Below are 18,955 nucleotides of genomic sequence, written 5' to 3'. Positions count from 1 at the left end.
TCGATTAAAAAGGGATAATGAAATAATAAATTATTTTAAACAGCTGATGTAATTACAAGTAAGTAATTATTTGGTTTTGTGAAAATATAGTGTAAAACTAATAAGTTGGTGAGGAATGCATGATGCAAAGCGGTTATATAATTAGAAGCTATCAAGCTGAAGACAAACCAGCTGCAATTCAATTATATAAAAATTTGATGGAGCACCATTCAGACATTATCTATTGGTGGCCTGGCCCGGAGAATAATTGGGAGAATGTCTGCTGTTTTTTTTATAAGGATTTAATGATTGCAAAAGCACAGATAGAAACAATTAATATTATTCCGGCAGATCATTCCACCAATGCAAGTCATTTAATATTTTTTAATATGAAATTGCACTCGAAATGGGAAGATGATAATGACCTGAGGAAGCTTCTTTACAAAAAAATTCTTGAAAAAGCAAAATTAAAGAAAGAGAAACTCCCTTCTCTATTTCCTGTAAAATTATGCGCCGGAAACTTTGCATCAGAAGCAAAAGAAAATGCTTATCTGAAATCCACGGGCTTTGAGCATTTCAAAAGTCTGTATTGGATGCGCTGTAAATTGGATAACCTGGTTCCGCAATCAACTTTAAAATTCCAGGTGTCTCCGTGAAGCATTGGTATATGGAAACTAGAGCGGAGGAATTAGCGTATTTGCAGGCAGAGCAGGAAATCTGGACGGATGATCCAACCAGTTTCGAAAAATTGCTTGAGTATAAAAGTAATCCATTTTGGAAAGCAGTTACTGCTTTTTGTAACAACGAGATAATTGGCAGTATCATGGCTTGGAAGGAAAAAAAGGAGGATATAGGGACCATTGAGAATGTGTTCGTTACTCCAAGGTGGAGAAATCATGGTCTTGCCAGTCAGCTGATAATAGAGGGTCTCTACTATTTAAAAAGCTGCAATCTGGGTGAGGTGCAGCTTCTCGTTGAAACGGAGAATGAATCAGCATTAACACTTTACAGGTCTCTTGGCTTTGAAATTATGAAAGAAGAGAGAAGATATTGGATCGATTTATAATAAATAAATACCAATTTTAGGAGGACTTCAACATGAGCGAAAGTCTTATGAGGAATTTTGAAAAAGAAGTGACAAAAGATAAAATTGACAGCTGTCTCATCCAGCATGATGACAAGCTTGTATTTGAGTATTATCGAAATAATAAAATGAAGGAAAGGCAGCATAAGATATATTCTGTTACGAAAAGCATCTTATCTGCTCTTGTCGGTATTGCAATTGATAAAGGTTATATACCACATGTGCATACGCCGATTACTACATATTTTCCAGACAGCAGGAAGGCACCAGCTGGCGATGAAATTACGATCAAGCATTTATTAACAATGACTTCAGGGCTTCATTGGCCAGGCAATCCAGCGATGATACCGAGTAAAAATTGGGTTAAATTTGTCCTGAGCCAGCAGGTTCAATATAAGCCAGGAGAAGAGAGGGTATATAGCTGCGGCTCTTCCCAATTAATAAGTGCTATTTTACAAAAAGCAACTGGTTTAGATACCGTATCCTTTGCGCAAAAGCATTTATTTATGCCGTTGGGTATAAGCCAATATAGATGGAACCGTGATTCACAGGGAATAGCAATTGGCGGCTTTGGCTTGAATATGAAAACAGAGGATTTATTAAAAATAGGGATATTGTATATGAACAATGGTCGATGGAAATCAAAACAAATTATGCCAAGTGATTGGGTTGAGGAATCTACTGCTGCCAGTGTTAAAATAGATAATACATTTTCATATGGTTATCACTGGTGGGTTTTAACAGGGAATGATCAAGAGTTTCCTATACCTGAAACTTTTTTTGCTCTCGGCAAAAATGGACAGTACATCTTTGTTGTTCCAAGTTATAAATTAACAGCTGTTTTTACAAGTGATTTTACCGATGGTTCATCAAGGCCGATAGAGTATTTTAAGAAGTATTTGTTGCCATATGCTAGTACTAATTTGTAATAAGACTGGTTATAGATCAGGAGGCCCATAAATTGAATATATCTAATAAACTATCTGAGATACCCGGGATTCATACTTATATAAATAAGCTGGAGATAAAGGCTTTAGAAAGCAAACTAAAAAGTAAGCAGCGTGCATTCCTTTTAACAGAAAAGTATTTTATAAAGGTTGGCACAGCTAAAGAAAAAGCATTCTACATTTCGTTATTAAATGAAATAGAAATGTATAAGTTTCTGAGTTCCGATATTCTGCAAATCCCTAAATTAGTAGATTACTTTCAAAATGAAAGGTATATCGTTCTTATCTTAGAAAAAATTACGGGGAGCACATTAGCTGCAAACAGAAATGATTTTACGATGCAAAAGGATATAGATTCAAAAAATGTACTAAAAGAAATTAAAAATATTAGCAAGCTAAAAGAATACCCTGAAAATGTCAGCGTTTTAAACAGAGACAGCAAGGCTGAAGGATATTTTAAAATGATCTATAAAGAATTAGATGCAGAAACGAGAAGAAGTACAGAACATTTAATCGGTACCCTGAATCAAAGTGCGAAGCTTGTTTTCAGTCACGGAGATCTTATCCCGACAAATATAATAAAAAATCGGAACCAATATTATATAATTGACTGGGAGTGGGCTGGTTTACGTCCTGACACTTATGATACTGCATTATTCTTGTTATTTTCAGGTTGTCCTGTGCAACGCTTATCACAATTTGATAAATTAGACAGCTGTTGGGGTCTCATGGAACTATACAGAGATGCTTTACTTATAGCATCCAGAGAAATTAAAAACTGGTTAGATGTAAAAGATTCCTTGATGCAAAAGAAATATGTGAAATTATGGCTAGATACATTAAAAGAAGCTGAAAAACGGCTGCTATTGCATCAATAGTATTAGCTTTAATAATGACGTTATGAGAGGGAAAAGCATGAATAAGAAAACAATATTTTTATCTATTGGTATTTTTGCTATTTTAATAGCAATCTTTGCAGCCGGGAAATTCTTTACAAAGGAAAAAGATGAATCTGAGATAGTATTGGAAATTATCGAGTATGCATCTGAAAATTATTTAATATATGCTTATACAGGTGACGATGACTGGTTATATTTTGAGATTGATGATACAGAGGATTATCATGAATTTCAGGAAGATATTACACAAAGATTAGATAATCATGGCTTGTTGGAGAAGTATGAACTGGAAATTAAACAGACCTCAGATGAAGAGCAAAGAACTGAAAGGTTAAAAATAGATATGGAGGATATGATTTTAGATTACCTGGATGAACATAATCTTAAAAATATTGATGTTGAATTTAATGATGATTCTAAATTAGATATTAAATTACATCTATCTGATGATGCTGATGTGAGCGCAGAAGCGTTAAATAAGATGATGGAGGATTTCCTGGATGTTGAGATTTATGAAGAAGATTAAAAAGAAATACAGAGATTTCATGATAAGAGTCAGCTTCTGAAGCAAAGGAAGCTGGCTCTATATTGTTATCTGCTAAAAAGCTCCGAATAGAAGGACGCCTACAACACCTGATGTGGATAGAAACATGCCTGAAATCGACATAAACATGATAAAGCTGTTCATTCTTTTTGCAGTTAATACAGTAGACAGGATAAAACAGATTGTACTTATTAAAAGTGCATAGGATGTTCTCAATCCTATTTTATGTAAAATACCAATAGGAAGCGGCCCATCCTCGGGTGAGGGATGTAATGGACGTGAAAAAGCTTCTGCCCAAATAGTTGAAGTAATAAGGAAAAGCAAGATGTAACCAAATATAAGAAAAAAATTCCTCGTTTTATTCATTCTTTCACCTGTTTAAATAATATTATTTGCTTCTTATTAAATTAGAGTACCATATAACTGAAGAAGCATTGGTTATTTAGTAGAATATAGATTTACATTTCTGCCGTCCAGCACAATTTCTTTATCTAATTCCATTCCAATTTTTCTCGCCACATTTTGGGAAGAAATATTATCAGGCTGAATCAATGAGATAAATTTTTGAGTATCAAGCTGGTTGTTGCCGTAATCTAACAGTGCCTCAGCTGCTTCAGTAGCGTATCCTTTACCCCAATATTTACGGGATATCCAATAGCCTATTTCCATTTCCATGGTACCATCAATTGTTTGGGGACAATACCTGCATGCCCGATTAGTGCATTATCTTCTTTACGGACTAAAAGCCTTAAACATATATTTTCACCGGCTTCATAGGTGCTGTATATCCAGTTCAAAAATTTATTTCCTCCATTTTCATCCCGTGTCTCTCCATTTCCAATGAAACGGACTACTTCAGGATCTGATAATAAAGACATCAGAAAATCAAAATCATTATCATGATATTGGCGAAATAATAGTCTTTCTGAGGTAATTGGCGGCATTTATAGCATCCTTTCTTTTAAATATTTTTTCAAATGTAATTGCTTTGATATATCAGGTATAGCTTCACAATCCTGTATAAAAATCACTTTATGTTTTGTTTAAAGTAAGATATTCTAACGTTTTTTATTTGATTCCTTCCTAAATTCAAAGTTAAAAGGGCAGGTAAATGTAACAATATATTAGTAACTATTTAAAGATTATACAGGAATTCCTAACGTTTTTTAATCTTCCTTTCTAAAATTAATTTTAAAAAAATCAGAAAAATCATTGACATTTGTAAATCCAAATCGTATGATAAATACAAATATATGATTTGTAAATCCAAATCGATTTATAAATATAAAAAAAGGGAGAGGATAATAATGAATAAGGATTTTGATAAAAGTGAAATTATGGAAATAAATTGGGAGCAACAAAAAGCAATATCCAGTCCTTTAAGATCAAGGTTGATAGCTTTGCTTTATGAGCAGCCAATGACACCTAAACAAACTGCAGATTTAATGGGTAAAAATCCAGGGACGATTTATTATCATATTCAGCAGCTCGTTAAACACGATATTTTAGAAGTGGAAAGTGTCCGTACAGAAAAAGGAATTGTTGAAAAATTCTACAGAGCTAAAGCGATATCATTTAAGAACCCGGAGCAAACATCTCCGCCAGGGTATGTAGATGGCAGAACCGCTAATATTTATTTGTCTAAAAAACTTGTTGCCCAATTAAGTGAGGATCTTGAAAATCTTTTTTATAAATATGGTCATTTATCATACAAGGAAAAGGATACAGAAGAGCAGTTATCCTATTCGGTAGAATTCCTTATAAAAGAATTCAGCGGGGAGGAAAAGGAATGAAAAAATTAAAGCCGTTTATGATAGAAAGAAATTTTTTAATCCTAATTATAGGTGTTTTTATGAATGGTTTAGGAAATGGAATATACTCCGTTGCGGGGATGCTGCTCGTGTTAAATTTGAGTGGAAGTGTTCTCTATTCCGGATTTGCATTTTTTGCGATAACTTCTGCCGGCGCATTGTCTTTTTTAATTGCTCCGTTAGCGAACTATGCGAAATATAAAAGCAGCCTGATTTATAGCAATCTGATAAAAGCACTTATTTTATTCACAATCCCGTTGCTGCATTACACAATTGGATTACATGTCTGGTATGTTATTGCTTTATTATTTATCACTGCATTATTTACACAATATACGTATCCGATCGAATCGACGATATTGCCAATCATTGTTGGCAAAGATAATATCGTGGAAGCAAACTCCTTTTTACAAACGATTCGGGAAGCAATGGATATTGCTTTTATTGCTGGCGCAGGGATTATTATAACTATAATTGGTACAGTTCCAGCTATTACAATTACTGCTGTATGTCTCTTATTAGTAAGCCTATCCTATGCCTTTTTTAATTTTCAACAGCCGGCTCTTTCTGGAGATAGAGCTCAGTCGATAGGCTCTGCAGTTAACGTTTATTTTATAGATCTTCGGGCAGGCTTTAACTATATAAAAAATTCACTAATTCCTAAAATGATTTTTTCAATTATCTTTGTAAATATAGCTATGATTATCATGACAACAAATTTACCTGCTTTCTCCCTTATAAAAGGAAATGGAGTAGAAGCGATGTATGGATTTTATCTTGCCTCCATGTCCTTAGGAATCATGCTCGGTACGATACTTACACCAAAGCTAAAGCACTTTGATTTTGGGAAATTAATCATATTTTCATATATTGGTACAGGACTGGTGTGGATAGGCACTGCAACATTGCCATTAGCAGCATCTATGATTTTATTCGGTATTGGCGCAATTTCAATTGGAGTCCTGAATATCCTTGTGTTTTCATCCATACAGAAACAGGTAGAGACAGCGTTTATAGGCAGGGTAGTTACCTTAATAACAAGTGCAGCATCAATTGGGATGCCTGTAGGAGCATTGGTTGGAGGCTTCCTCGGCGAAACATTTGCACCGGAAATCCCGGTTATAATTTGCGGTGCTTCCATGATTATCTTCAGTATTTTTTGGTTAGGCAGCTCTGTTTTACGGAAACTTCCAAGTATTGACAATGTGAAACTATTTAATAGAACAGAGACAAATTAACTGAGTTCAGTAAGTTTGGTTATGCAGGGAATTTATCAAACCATGAAAAATATATTTTTATTGCTGCGTTCATTGATTCCAAACTAAAAGACAGGTTAAAATGAAAGTACTGAAATGGATAATTTTTCAATCTAAATCATAGTAAATTAGAGGAGGGATTGATATATATGATGGGAAACATCGGCATCCCAGGAATGATTATTGCTGTTATCGTTGTTGTTCTTGTTATTTATTTAATTAGAAGAATGCTGAAAAGGTAGAGGGGAAGCTTTCCACAATAGCTTTCCTCTACCATAAAGCTATTTTTTAGCAGAGGCATATTCAAAACGGACATAGCCAATCTCGGCAGCATTTTTCATTAGTTCGAGATTTAACCATGAAGCTAATTGATGAAATTCTACCTCATTATTAAATGGAAATGCAGTATATGCTTTGTTGTAAAGGTCTTCTTCCTTTATATTTGATAAGACCTCTTCCCATTTTGTGATAAGAGAATGGATAGATGTCTTTACCGATTCAACATCTTCGTGAACTTTAATTTCCTCTTTCGTCAGTGTGCCAGCTCCGAAAGCGTGATCCAATACCATTTCCCACCAGAAAGTAACATGCCATAATGTCCAGGCGAGGCTGGGAGTTCCAATATGATAAGCTTCCGTTTCAGGAAAATCAGCATACCATTCTCCGTTTGCCTCTTTAAGATAAAGCCCGGCATTTGGTGACAGCCACCTGTATTCTTCCTGCTCCAGTGAAGTAAGATGATATTCCAGCAGCTGTTTAGAGATACTAAATTGAAATGTAATGTTATTTAGCAGCGCATTATTTTCGTTCACATTGTATCCTCCTTAGTTCTTTACCCAATATTCCATACCATCTTTACTGCGCTCCATAAAACCATACTCAATTAAATATCTTCTAATCGTAACAAAATCGCTGTAGACAGGCTTTAATACAGTATTTATTTCCTTCTCCGTATAAATCCTGTTTAATTCAAAATGGTTTATAATATTTTGCAGAACAATCAACTTCCTTTTTTCTTTACTTGGGAATTTGTCCAGCTGACCATTCAGGCCGTCTTTAAAATAAGTTGATAAAACCTTCTTTTTTTCGTCCTCCGTAATCGCGTAACGATCATCCACCATTTTTGCTCCCTTGTGAAAGGGAATAAATTTATGATCGTTTTCCTGATGAGATTCTCTATTTAACAGATTCATTAATGCCAGAAAAACCTTTGCCCGTTTTTCCTTTTCCTTTAAGTTAAAGCGGTGACTCCGGATAGTGGAAGGACTTCCGCTGCCTTGTTCTTTGACGATTTCTTTATCGGTTAACCCCTGATAAAAAAAGGTAAGTAATTTTTTTTGATGGGCTGTCAAGCCGGTGTATTTCTTATCAAGTCGAATCAAATAATCAAAGACAGAACCATGCTCCTGTTCAATATGCTTAATAACTGCTTTTTTTGCTTCGTATAATACGCCGTCTATGGGAAAAATTATTCCATCTTCAAAATGTTCATTACATAGCACGCATCCATAGCTGTCGGTACTCTCATCAAAAAAATAACCTTTTGAAAGATCCTCAACTGTGGCATCCCAAAAATGATTTTCATATGACATGTTAAACGATCCTTTCATTTGTTTGGTTATTTACAAACATTATATAATAACGTCCATATTTATTCAATATTTTTTAGACTGGAGAATAGAGGTTAATAAAGCGAAAAATCAAAATATAATGCTTCTTTTAACTAATTATAAGTATGAAACTCCTTCTTATTTTTAAATAAAAGTTTGGAATAGAAATGGACAAGGTTAGGAAAACGTCCAAATAAATTTCATCATGGAAAGGGTAAAGGACAAAAAAATAACTTGTAATTATTCCGATATTAGATATACTTGAAACAACATATTTGATGGAGGTTAAATGTTATGGAAAACTTGTCCGATAATTATTATGTAGAACAATCTGATGTATTTGAATTACTCGCGCTCATGTTCCGTTTAAATAATTATGAATACATGCAATCAGAAAAGCATCGCACAAAAGAAAGCTTTAACCAGTTTATACAGGATTCATTTTCTTTGCTATCTGATGAAACGAAAAAGGAACTGGATTGCTTTTTTCATAAGGATAGTTTTTTTGGATTAACATTTGTTCAGCTTCTTTATCGGCATAATAAATGGCATGATATACCAGCCTTTTTAAGTTTTCTGGAGCAATTAGAGTTTGAAGAAATCATCTCCGCATTTTTAAGCAGTGGCTATTCGTCACCAGAAAAAATAGAGGATTATACGGATGGGCAGGAAGTATTTTCATATATTCAATCCTCTGCGTTACCGTTTTCTGAACAGGCAAAGTTATTTTATTTATATTTTGATAAGGGAAATACGAAGCAACGTTTTTTAAAGGTAGTAGCAGAAATCAACGAGAAGATATACCAGCCTTTCATAAAGAAAATAAACGCGTATCATGAAGACAGTATTCATAAACTATCGGGAATGAACAGGAAACAATTGAACAAAATAACTAATCCGCATTTTGATGCTTCTGACGCAAATGAACCAAATAAAATTATATTGATTCCGTCTTACTTTTATCATACCAGCTCTTTATTTTCTTATAGCTCTGAAAGTGACATAGCTATTTATCTTATTGGTGCGGAGCTTATTGAACAGACAATGGACGAAAGCAGGGAAGAGGATAAGGTGATTGATCTGGCAAAAGCGCTCTCTGACCGGACGAAAATTAAAATTATAAAAGAATTAAATCAACAGCCGCGATATGGCTTTGAGCTGGCAAAGCAATTAAATCTGTCCAGCCCGACCATTTCGCATCATATCTCAAAATTATCTGATTTAGGTCTAGTTACAGCGAAAAGATATGAAAATAAAATTTTTTATCAGGCAAATCAGGAGCTGATTGAAGAAGCGTTGCAAAGTATGTCCGATATGTTGATAGCGAAAGAGAGGTAAGGCAATTGAGAGAATTGTTTGTTAATCGTAATTATATACTGCTGTGGGCAGGGTTAACTGTATCAAGATTTGGATACCGCTTTTTTAATCTTGCTATTCTATGGTTTGTAATGCAGGAAACCGGATCTGCGTTGTCCTTGGGGATGACGGTGCTGTGCTTTACCGTGCCAACAATTATTATTCAACCATTAGCAGGCGTCGCAGCAGATCGCTTTGATAAAAAGAAAATCATGGTTCTATCGGATATTTTTACTGGAAGTACAATGCTAATTATTGCGATATTGATGTTAAATGGCTCTTTGGCACTGCCTTTATTGTATGCTTTATTAGTCTGTTTAGCAGCTTCTATGGCCTTATTCAATCCTTCCGCAAATTCCAGTATTCCTTTACTGGTTCAAGAAGAGCAGCTGACAAAAGCGAATTCATTAAACCAGCTCAGTACACAAGGGAGTAATATCTTAGGACCGGCGCTCGCGGGCGTTTTGATTGGATTCGTTGGAAATATTGGCTTTTTATTAATTATCAGCGGTGCTGCATTTATCCTATCAGCAATAACAGAATCATGGATAAAGGTTCCGCGTATAAATAACCATAAAAAAGATGGGAAACAATCATTTGTCTCCGAAATGCTGGATGGTTTTCAATATGTGAAAAAAGACAAGGCATTATTATTTCTGGTTATTGTCGGCGGGATTATTATTAATTTTTTCTTAGCGCCGCTGACGATATTTTTCACGTATATGAGTGATTATGTATTTGATGTAGGTGCATCTGGTTTAGGGTTTATTAATTCTATTCTTGCCACAGGTGCAATGTGCGGATCACTAATGATTATGTTCAATGTATTTAAAGATAAATACAGAATGGCAGTGGCAGGCTTGCTGCTTGAAGGCATTGCGCTGCTTATTATGGGAATTGCATTAAATTATTATGCAACAGTTGTTGCAGCTGGTTTATTAGGATTAGGAGTCTGCTTCGCAAGCGTAGGCTTAAATACCATGTACCAGACTATGATTCCGAAAGAGATGATGGGAAGAGTATTGAGCTTAGTTTCCATGCTGTTAGGTGCTTCTGTCCCTTTGGGTCAATTATTTGGATCCTTGATTATAGAACAGTACTCGACGGCTGTGATTTTAATGCTATTTGGTGCTATTGTGAGCCTTTCTTCGTTATCGCTGATTCGAGTGGTCAGAGAAGAGAAGAAGGAGGGTATGATCGTTGAAAGAGAAGCACCATAATTGAAGAGGACAAATTCAGTTTGGAATATTCATAATTTTCCTGTGGTATAATGGGTTTAATATCTTTCAGGGAAGGAATGAAGCGTGGTGTTTTTACTTGATGTATTGCCGATATTGTCAATAGTAATGCTGTTTGTATCATTCTTGGCTGCCGTAAGTGATGTGCGAAAGAAAAAGAGTTTAACCTCAACTATTTTCCTTATTCTAAACGGTGTACTTTTTCTCTTGATTCTCGTTATTTTTCTTGGTTACCTTTTACAGGGTAGAATAACCTTAGCAGCACCATGGGTTTATTGGTCTCTTATAGCCACAGGGGTACTGGCAGGTCTCGCAGCATTTATTAAAAGGCACATACCGGGTCAAATTATGTCTGCCGGACTTTTGCTATTTAGCGGATATGTAGCCTTATTTTCCATTGGAATCTTTTTATTAGTTCTATTTATAATTCAAATTATCTCCAGCATTGTAGACTGGAAGAAGTATGGTTTAGAATAGGGCATGAAATAAATAAAAAGAATTGCCTTTACTACAGTCAAAAAGCTGGTGAAATCATGGATCAAAATGTTGCGCTGGAAGTAGAGTTAGAAAAGAAGAAATTTTTAAGGAAGTTAGGCTGCCTGGCATGGGGATTATTGCTGTTATTTGGACCTTTTATTTTGATTGCTGCGGTATTCCTTTACCAATTGAATTTTAAAGAGGATACACTTCTAACTAGTACTTCTCCAAAACTAACAAACACAATTGAAATTGTTGAAAAAGGAGAACCGTTCCTTTTTGGACCCTATACTATTCGAATAAAGTATGATGGGGAACACGTAGATACCGAAGTAAATAATGGTTTGAAATCACTGAATGAATCAAATGCGAATGTTCGCTGGATAAGAGACAATAAAGCTGAAATTACTGTGGATGGTGAAGGTCAGTCACCTAGTATAATTATATTTGATGCGGAAGCCTCTCCGTATTTTGTGGTGGAAGAAACAGATGAGGAATAAAGTGAAATCTTCCTCGGCTGTCAGATAAAAAGGTACTTAAAAGAAGCAAAAAAGGTTCCGTCTGGCCATGCTTTAAGCCGAAAATAATATAGTAAATAATAATTAAAGATAATATATTTATATTGAATAATTATCCTTGCTGATTTAGTATAAGGTTATAAAAGGAAAAGAATGCAAGGAAGGGGACGGATGCGTGGGCATGTAAATAGAATACATATGCATATAACGACAAATTATAATTAGTCTGATTTTTTGAATATTTATTTCCTGTTAGTATAAGCTCGCAGAATAAATGGGTAAAGGTCTAGAAAATAGAAGTTGAGAATCAGTATAGTCTGTCTGATATGTAAAGAATAATTTTGAGTAATTTTAAGGAGCTAAATAAAAATGAGTCATCCAATCTAACATTCTCTCTGTTCAAATAGTTAACCAATATGAAACAGGGAGAAAACTGTAAAACTGAATAAGAATTTTTACTGAAAAGAGATAATTAAGTAAAACAAATATGTTTCCTGAAAGCAGTGTTTCTCCCATATAGAGGAGAGAGTTAAATTGAAGACATTATTGATTAATAGAAATTTCAGATGTATGTGGGGATCAGAATTTCTTTCTATTTTAAATGGCAGATTTAGAGAATTAGTGATTCCGTTAGTTGTATTAGGATTAACCAGTTCGCCGCTGGTTACAGCGCTTGTAGCTTTATCACAGCAAATAGGAACGATTTTGTTTGCTATACCTATTGGAACATGGGTGGAAAATAAGAATAAGGTCAGAGTTGCTGGGGTTTGTCACTTCCTATATGGAACAGGTATTTTTATACTTGCTTTTCTGATAGCAACAAATAATGTAAATGCAGTAATTATTGCTTCCTTGTTATTCGTAATGGGGTTACTTGCATTAATCAGCCGGACAGCTTTTACTTCGATGATACCTGCTGTTGCAGGAAGAGGAAACTTATTAAGAGCACATACAAATATCGAAGCTGCTGATGCTATTGCCACCGTAATCGGACCGGCATTGGGCGGAGTATTATTAGCAAAAACAGATTCCGTATTAACATTGGTTATTTGTGCAGTGTTATCACTTTTATCTGCTATATTTATTGCTTTTATCCGTAACGCGGAAGAGTTTAAAAAAATAGAAACGAAAGAGTCAGAAAAAAATAAATTGAATGCGTTTTTAGGAAAGTCATTAGATGGCTTGAAGATTTTGATAGATAATCCGCAACAGCTGATCAGCACTTTAGTAATGTGTATTTTAGGCTTCACTACGGTATTTATTACATTAACCATTATATTTTATGCCAGAATAACGATGGAATTATCGGAAGGGTTAATTGGTATTTTACTATCAAGTGCCGGTGTTGGTAATATTGCAGGCATCTTTTTGATAAATAAATTCAAACATAAAAATTGGGTTACACTGATCAGCTTATTAATGGTTATCTCCGGAATAGGTATAGTGATGATTACAGCCACAGATACTTTTCTTATTATGTGCATTGGCATGGCCATTTTTGATTGTGCTCTCTCCATGGCATTTATTGTACAGGGAGCTGTGCATCAAGGGATTACTCCGGATGAATTTTTATCGAGAGTCCGGAGCTCAACCTATGTTATTAGCGGAATATTCACGATGCTGGGTACTTTTTTAGCAGGAGCTATTCCGGAATTATTTGATGGAAAGATTGCTTTGATTGTTGGTGCGTGTATCCTTTTAATCCCGGCTTTTATCCTGATCAGCTACGAAAAATTTGGTGTGAAATTAAGCAAGGTTGAACCTATTTACAGGAAAAGAAAAGTGTAAGCAGAACAATATATTAAAATTCCCGATGAAAGAATATGAATACTCATCGGGAATTTTAATATCAGCATTGGAGGAATATATCATGAAATCCGTGAAAGTGTATCATTATGATGCGTTCAGTAAAGTACCTGATAAAGGAAATCCGGCTGGAGTTGTACTAAACGGAGATGAATTAACAGATAAACAAATGCAGGAAATTGCATTTAAGGTAGGATTTAATGAAACGGCCTTCCCGGTTAAATCGGGAGAAGCAGACCTCGGCATACGTTTTTTTACACCGGGACATGAAATGAACTTATGCGGGCATGCGACAATGGCAACAGTGTATGCGTTAAAAACAAAGGGATTGTTAGGTAAAAAGACAGACTTAACGATTGAAACAAGAGCTGGAGTTTTACCCATAAAGCTTCATTCGACTGCTAAAAAAGAAATTAGAATAACAATGAATCAGACTGCGCCAATATTTGAAGCATTTCATGGTTCAAAAAAAGATTTAGCACATTCGATCGGGCTGGAGGAAAACGACATACATGATAATTTCCCGATTTTATACGGGAGTACTGGCACATGGACACTGTTAATCCCAATTAAAAAATTGGAAGCTTTTAATAGAATGAAAGTTAATAATAAAAATATCCCTTCTATTTTAAAAGAAATGCCTAAGTCATCTGTTCATCCATTTTGTATGGAAGCATATGATGAGGAAGCTGATATGCATGCCCGGCATTTTTCCTCCCCATATTCAGGGACTGTTGAGGATGCAGTTACTGGGACTGCTTCAGGAGTAATGGGTGCTTATTATGCCAAATACATAAGAAAAGATACGAAAGACGCTTTGAAGCTTGTGGTTGAACAGGGGAATGAAATTGGCAGGGATGGCAGAGTTGGTGTTCAGGTCTCTAAGAATGGCGAATCGTATGATGTTCAAATTACGGGAAGTGCGGTTTTTGTTAATGAGTTAAATGTGATGATAAAGGATTAAAGCATCCCGGTAGATAGCAGCTCAATAAATGAGTTAGAAATGATTTGAATCAAAGGAGAAATAACGTGGAAATTAAACGATCTGAACAGATACTGAAAGATAAAATTAATGCCTTTTTTATAAAGCAATGGGGAAGCCCGGAAATGGTTATTTCCAGCGGTGTTTTTGATTGTACCACCCTGGAAGGATTTGCAGTGTTAAATAAAGACAGAGAGATAATCGGTTATATCTCCTATGTTATAACTGAAAGTGAGTGTGAAGTAATTTCTTTAGACAGTATGGAAGAAGGCAAAGGAATTGGATCAGCTTTAATTCAGGAAGTAGAACATATGGCGAAGGAAAGAAGCTGTCAGAAAATCAAACTTATTACTACAAATGATAATTTACATGCATTAAAATTTTATCAGAAGCGTGGATATTGTTTAAGCGCCCTACTTAAAGGAGCAGTGGACAGAGCAAGAGAACGCAAGCCGGAAATACCGCAATTAGGGAATGATGGGATTCCGATTCGGGATGAAATTCTTTTGTCTAAATGGTTGATTTAAAAAGCTGTTATCATAGGATAAGGAGTTGAAAAAATGGAGCATAAAATTGATATTTGTTTAGAAAAAGACAACAAATTTACCGATTTTTTACACCAGAAGATTAGAGATTATAATAATAAGCACTCCCCCCACCATAGGCGAATAAGAGAAAAAGAAGCAGTACGTCCAATAAATATTATTGTTTCTGATAACGATAATAATTGGATTGGCGGTTTAAGTGCAGAGGTTTACTGGGGATGGCTGGAGATTGATTATTTTTGGATTTATGAAAAGCATAGAGGAAAAGGCTTAGGAAAGAGAATTCTTTCTGAAGCAGAGAAGATTGGTAAAGAAACGGGAGCAATGAAGGCATTATTAACAACTTTTGAATTTCAAGCCCGTTCTTTTTATGAAATGAATGGATATCAGGTTGTCGGTGAAATAGAAGGATATCCGCCTGGAAGCAGTTACTGCATGATGGTGAAAGCATTACTTTAAAACCACCCTTTGATCAGGAGGAGATTATCTTGAAAAAGGTCATTGAATTACCAGAAAAATTTAATTTCAAAGCAGCAACTACAGATCATGGCTGGTATATGCTGCCTCCCTTCCACAGTAATGATGATATGAGTGCTTTGAACAGAGTGGAAAAATTATCAACCGGTAAGATCGTTATGCTTCACATCAAGCAAGATAATAATAAATTAATTATTGAAATAGAGGACAAGAAGACCTTAACAAATAAAGAAAGTGAAGAGATAATTCGTAAAATCAGCTGGATGTACCGGCTGGATGAGGATTATAGCGCCTTTTATAAAATGTGCGCAGAAAACAAGGACATGCAGGAAATCGTGACAGAAAATAGAGGCAGGCTATTACGGTCCCCAAGTATATTTGAGGATATTGTAAAGACGATTCTTACTACCAATACTACCTGGAGCCGGACGATTTCCATGACAACTAATTTTGTAACGCTTTTAGGCGAAAGATATTCGGACGATTCAGGATTATTTACGTTTCCCACACCTGAAGCAGTTTTAAAGAAAGATAGGGAATTTCTAAACCAAACTGTTAAATTGGGATATAGAAGCGATTATATTTATGAGCTTGCATTAAATATAGTAAATGGCGTCTATGACCTAGACGTACTCAAAAATCCGGAAATTCCAACAGAAGAAGTTGTTCATAGAATGAAAGAAATTAAAGGGGTAGGACCATATGCGCTCAGCAACATTTTAATGCTGTTAGGGAGGTATGACTACTTGCCGGTAGACAGTGAATTTAAGAAGCATGTGAAAAATAAATATTTCGCAGGGGAACTTCCTCCTAAAGCACAGCTGTATCAGTTATATAAAGAGTGGGGAGTGTATAAATTCTTGGCTTATTGGTTTGACAGGTAATCTTCAGATGCAGGGAATGTTGAAGCAAAAATGGAGCAGGGAGTTTAATTGATTATGTTTTTTTTACGATGGACATTATTTCAAGGAATTATAATTATTTCTTTGGCAGTGCTTGCCTATATAGCAGATTTGTTTAAAACAGAGATTGCTATACCTGCTTCTTCAAGTATGGAAGTAAGTGGATCTATGTTGATGACGTTTTTGTTTATAACAGCTGTTATTGGTTTGCTAAGCCTGTTAATGTATTTTCAAACGAAGAAAAGCCACACATTCTTAAAGCATCCGTTATGGGATAAAATGTACGTCCTGATGCCTGTTGTATTTGCTGTCTCTTTCGTTTTGATTTTCTTTTTGATAGATTCAGTAAGTGATTTCATAGAGAATCACCGTTGGATAATATATATCATGATTTACTATATGCTGTTTTTAATAAATATAATTGTTTTGTCATTTATCCATAAAGCAAAAAGGAATACAATCCCGAATGAAAATAAAATTATGTTTTCTTTTGTTTGGACTACTTTAATTCTCTTTGTAATTTATTTTCTGCTGTAACCTTTATGTTTACTGCTCTTGTGCAGAACCAGGATCGGTTTTTTGACCCCTGCTTTTAAATCTTAATTTAAGGAAAAAACCATTTAACGCTTTAACGCCAAATGATTTTTTCCTTATTTTATAAAAGCTTATTCGTACTTACGAGGATAATACAAATACATAAAACCTCCATTGCCTGCTCTACTTCCTCTAACGTTGGGAAGGATGGTGCAATGCGAATATTTCTGTCGCGCGGATCTTTTCCATATGGAAAGGCTGCTCCAGCTCCGGTTAATGTTACTCCGGCCTCTTTGGCAAGTCTGATTACTTCAGAAGCACAGCCATCCATGGTATTCAGGCTGATAAAATAGCCGCCGTCAGGCTCTGTCCATGTGGCAACACCATAGGAATCTAATTTGGAATGGAGTATATTTAATACTGCATCGAATTTAGGCTTCATAATATCCGCATGCTGCTTCATATGTACCAGGATATTATCATAGTTTTTAAAGAAGCGGACATGGCGCAGCTGATTTACTTTATCAGGACCGATTGTCTGCACGCTGAGCTGTTCCTTAATAAAATTTATATTTTCCTTGCTTGCTGCTACTACTGCGACACCAGCTCCAGGAAAAGTGATTTTCGAAGTGGATGCAAACATAAATACTCTGTTCGGATTACCATGTTTTTTACATGCTTCCAAAATATTTTTTAATCTTGGAGAATGGTCGGTTAAGTCATGTACAACATAAGCATTATCCCAGAAAATTTTAAAATCCTTTGCTTTGGTCTCCATTTTAGCTAAGCGTTCCACGACATCATCACTGTATGTAACACCATCAGGGTTGCTGTATTTTGGAACACTCCACATACCTTTGATGGATGCATCATTTCGGACAAGCTCCTCCACTTTATCCATATCCGGACCATCTTCCAGCATATCGACGGAGATCATTTCGATATCATACTGTTCACAAATCGTAAAATGTCTATCATAACCGGGGACCGGACAGATAAATTTAATTTTATCCTCTTTGCCCCAAGGAGCTTCACTATCGACAACACCTTTAATCAATGCTTTTGAAATAAGATCATGCATGATATTCAGACTGGCGTTGCCTCCGATTAAAATCTCTTCTGTGTTAACTCCCAGCATTTCCTTAAACAATTCTTTTGCTTCCGGTATCCCATCAACCAGACCGTAATTCAGAACAGAAAGATGATCACCGATATTTTCAGAATTCACACTGTCTAATAGTTTCAATGATAATTTCAGCTGTTCAGCGCTAGGCTTTCCTCTGGCCATGTTTAAAGCCAGATTCTGTTTTTTAATAGATTCAAATTCTTGTTTTGCTTTATTATAAAGATTTTGCAGACTGGAATGATCCATCTGTTTTAACTCGCTCATTTTATCCCTCCGCAGTTACTTACCTTGATTTTGTCTCTTGTTATTATTTTATTGCATTCAATGGGAATTGCAATGGGGAAATGCGGAAAGTTGCAAATTTGTCAGTTAAGATATTTTTTCTTCAAATAATTGGATAATTGAAACGTTTGCAGGCTTTAATTCGTAAGCTAATATAACAATATAAAAAGGGAGAACTGAAATCTATGAATGAATGGTGGAGAAAGAAAAAGTCAAAAACAAGAAAAAGCAGAAAGAATAAAGGAGATTACACAACAAGAGATTTTCTGCTCGATATTTTCTTCTGGATTCCCGAAATTATTATATTTCCAATACGTCTTCTTTTTTGGTCCTTCAGAGGTTTGTTTCGATGGATAACTGAGGTGTTCTGATAAGAATGGCAGTCTGTTTGGGAGACATATAGAAAATACAGCTATAAAAGCAGGATAAATGTTAAATATGGTGAATTATGTATATAGGCAGGTGTTCAGATTTATACATATAACATCATTATCTCTGCAGCACTATTAAACAAATTTGATGGTTTCAATAACCTTCTTATGGAGCTGCTTTATAATAAATTTTAGGAAGAAGCAAACTCCA

At 35.2% G+C, this 18,955-nt stretch carries 23 protein-coding genes; 17 read left to right on the top strand and 6 right to left on the bottom strand.

All coding sequences use genetic code 11. From position 1 onward, the window contains the following. Positions 1–119: 119 nt before the first annotated feature. The 5 genes from BN1068_RS14670 to BN1068_RS14650 are packed head-to-tail and all read left to right on the top strand — an operon-like array spanning position 120 to position 3,435. A complete protein-coding gene (locus BN1068_RS14670) occupies positions 120–635 on the top strand; it encodes a hypothetical protein (RefSeq protein ID WP_077603596.1) in 516 nt (171 codons plus the stop codon). A gap of 11 nt (positions 636–646) precedes the next feature. After that, positions 647–1,045 (top strand): GNAT family N-acetyltransferase, encoded by a 399-nt coding sequence (locus BN1068_RS14665; protein ID WP_139344844.1) that lies wholly within the window; start codon positions 647–649, stop codon positions 1,043–1,045. Between the two features lie 32 nt (positions 1,046–1,077). Continuing rightward, positions 1,078–1,992, top strand: a complete 915-nt coding sequence (locus BN1068_RS14660) for a serine hydrolase domain-containing protein (protein WP_254846781.1) — start codon at positions 1,078–1,080, stop codon at positions 1,990–1,992. Between the two features lie 32 nt (positions 1,993–2,024). Then, the gene (locus BN1068_RS14655) at positions 2,025–2,888 is read left to right on the top strand and encodes a phosphotransferase (RefSeq protein WP_077603594.1); all 864 of its coding nucleotides are present in this window, start codon (positions 2,025–2,027) and stop codon (positions 2,886–2,888) included. A gap of 37 nt (positions 2,889–2,925) precedes the next feature. After that, a complete protein-coding gene (locus BN1068_RS14650; protein WP_077603593.1) occupies positions 2,926–3,435 on the top strand; it encodes a YolC/YozM family protein in 510 nt (169 codons plus the stop codon). A 72-nt stretch (positions 3,436–3,507) separates the two neighbouring features. Here BN1068_RS14650 and BN1068_RS14645 read toward each other — a convergent pair whose 3' ends face one another. From BN1068_RS14645 to BN1068_RS24010, 3 genes are all read right to left on the bottom strand, one after another. Then, positions 3,508–3,819 (bottom strand): hypothetical protein, encoded by a 312-nt coding sequence (locus BN1068_RS14645; protein WP_077603592.1) that lies wholly within the window; start codon positions 3,817–3,819, stop codon positions 3,508–3,510. Positions 3,820–3,891: 72 nt separating this feature from the next. Next, positions 3,892–4,122, bottom strand: coding sequence for a GNAT family N-acetyltransferase (locus BN1068_RS24015; protein ID WP_254846780.1), 231 nt, complete (start codon positions 4,120–4,122; stop codon positions 3,892–3,894). Then, entirely contained in the window at positions 4,113–4,397 is a 285-nt protein-coding gene (locus BN1068_RS24010; protein WP_254846779.1) for a GNAT family N-acetyltransferase, read from the bottom strand. Before BN1068_RS24010 ends, BN1068_RS24015 begins: the two co-directional genes overlap by 10 nt. Positions 4,398–4,760: 363 nt before the next feature. Here BN1068_RS24010 and BN1068_RS14635 point away from each other — a divergent pair, with 363 nt between their 5' ends. Together BN1068_RS14635 and BN1068_RS14630 are read left to right on the top strand one after the other, a co-directional pair. After that, positions 4,761–5,246, top strand: coding sequence for an ArsR/SmtB family transcription factor (locus tag BN1068_RS14635; RefSeq protein WP_077603591.1), 486 nt, complete (start codon positions 4,761–4,763; stop codon positions 5,244–5,246). Then, entirely contained in the window at positions 5,243–6,502 is a 1,260-nt protein-coding gene (locus BN1068_RS14630; RefSeq protein WP_077603590.1) for an MFS transporter, read from the top strand. The genes BN1068_RS14635 and BN1068_RS14630 overlap by 4 nt, the downstream gene beginning before the upstream one ends. A 299-nt stretch (positions 6,503–6,801) precedes the next feature. On the opposite strand, the gene BN1068_RS14625 is transcribed toward BN1068_RS14630, so the two are convergent. Both BN1068_RS14625 and BN1068_RS14620 read right to left on the bottom strand, forming a co-directional pair. Then, positions 6,802–7,332, bottom strand: coding sequence for a DinB family protein (locus BN1068_RS14625; protein ID WP_077603589.1), 531 nt, complete (start codon positions 7,330–7,332; stop codon positions 6,802–6,804). 12 nt (positions 7,333–7,344) lie between these two features. Then, the gene (locus BN1068_RS14620; RefSeq protein ID WP_077603588.1) at positions 7,345–8,112 is read right to left on the bottom strand and encodes a DUF2087 domain-containing protein; all 768 of its coding nucleotides are present in this window, start codon (positions 8,110–8,112) and stop codon (positions 7,345–7,347) included. A gap of 312 nt (positions 8,113–8,424) precedes the next feature. Here BN1068_RS14620 and BN1068_RS14615 point away from each other — a divergent pair, with 312 nt between their 5' ends. From BN1068_RS14615 to BN1068_RS14570, 10 genes are all read left to right on the top strand, one after another. Then, positions 8,425–9,468 carry an ArsR/SmtB family transcription factor gene (locus BN1068_RS14615; protein WP_077603587.1) on the top strand — a complete coding sequence of 348 codons (1,044 nt, stop codon included), beginning with the start codon at positions 8,425–8,427 and terminating at the stop codon, positions 9,466–9,468. 5 nt (positions 9,469–9,473) lie between these two features. Beyond that, positions 9,474–10,706: an MFS transporter gene (locus BN1068_RS14610; RefSeq protein ID WP_077603586.1), complete on the top strand. Its 1,233-nt coding sequence runs from the start codon at positions 9,474–9,476 to the stop codon at positions 10,704–10,706. A gap of 84 nt (positions 10,707–10,790) precedes the next feature. Then, positions 10,791–11,201: a hypothetical protein gene (locus BN1068_RS14605; RefSeq protein ID WP_077603585.1), complete on the top strand. Its 411-nt coding sequence runs from the start codon at positions 10,791–10,793 to the stop codon at positions 11,199–11,201. Between the two features lie 56 nt (positions 11,202–11,257). Then, a complete protein-coding gene (locus tag BN1068_RS14600) occupies positions 11,258–11,701 on the top strand; it encodes a hypothetical protein (RefSeq protein ID WP_077603584.1) in 444 nt (147 codons plus the stop codon). Positions 11,702–12,253: 552 nt separating this feature from the next. Beyond that, positions 12,254–13,507, top strand: coding sequence for an MFS transporter (locus BN1068_RS14595; RefSeq protein ID WP_077603583.1), 1,254 nt, complete (start codon positions 12,254–12,256; stop codon positions 13,505–13,507). Between the two features lie 82 nt (positions 13,508–13,589). Further along, the gene (locus BN1068_RS14590; protein WP_077603582.1) at positions 13,590–14,489 is read left to right on the top strand and encodes a PhzF family phenazine biosynthesis protein; all 900 of its coding nucleotides are present in this window, start codon (positions 13,590–13,592) and stop codon (positions 14,487–14,489) included. A gap of 65 nt (positions 14,490–14,554) precedes the next feature. Next, positions 14,555–15,034, top strand: coding sequence for a GNAT family N-acetyltransferase (locus BN1068_RS14585; RefSeq protein WP_077603581.1), 480 nt, complete (start codon positions 14,555–14,557; stop codon positions 15,032–15,034). A gap of 33 nt (positions 15,035–15,067) precedes the next feature. Beyond that, on the top strand, positions 15,068–15,511 hold the full coding sequence (locus tag BN1068_RS14580) for a GNAT family N-acetyltransferase (protein ID WP_077603580.1): 444 nt from the start codon (positions 15,068–15,070) through the stop codon (positions 15,509–15,511). A gap of 29 nt (positions 15,512–15,540) precedes the next feature. After that, on the top strand, positions 15,541–16,413 hold the full coding sequence (locus tag BN1068_RS14575; protein WP_077603579.1) for a DNA-3-methyladenine glycosylase family protein: 873 nt from the start codon (positions 15,541–15,543) through the stop codon (positions 16,411–16,413). A gap of 54 nt (positions 16,414–16,467) precedes the next feature. Beyond that, the gene (locus BN1068_RS14570) at positions 16,468–16,968 is read left to right on the top strand and encodes a hypothetical protein (RefSeq protein ID WP_077603578.1); all 501 of its coding nucleotides are present in this window, start codon (positions 16,468–16,470) and stop codon (positions 16,966–16,968) included. A 118-nt stretch (positions 16,969–17,086) separates the two neighbouring features. Here the strand turns inward: BN1068_RS14570 and BN1068_RS14565 are convergent, their stop codons facing one another. Then, the gene (locus tag BN1068_RS14565; RefSeq protein ID WP_077603577.1) at positions 17,087–18,355 is read right to left on the bottom strand and encodes an aspartate aminotransferase type Ic; all 1,269 of its coding nucleotides are present in this window, start codon (positions 18,353–18,355) and stop codon (positions 17,087–17,089) included. Positions 18,356–18,955 lie beyond the last annotated feature (600 nt).

This window comes from Oceanobacillus sojae, assembly GCF_900162665.1.
In the GTDB taxonomy this organism is placed as follows: Bacteria; Bacillota; Bacilli; order Bacillales; family Amphibacillaceae; genus Oceanobacillus; species Oceanobacillus sojae_A.
Note: the sequence above shows the minus strand (reverse complement) of the source record. Positions and strands in the feature narration are given on the sequence as shown.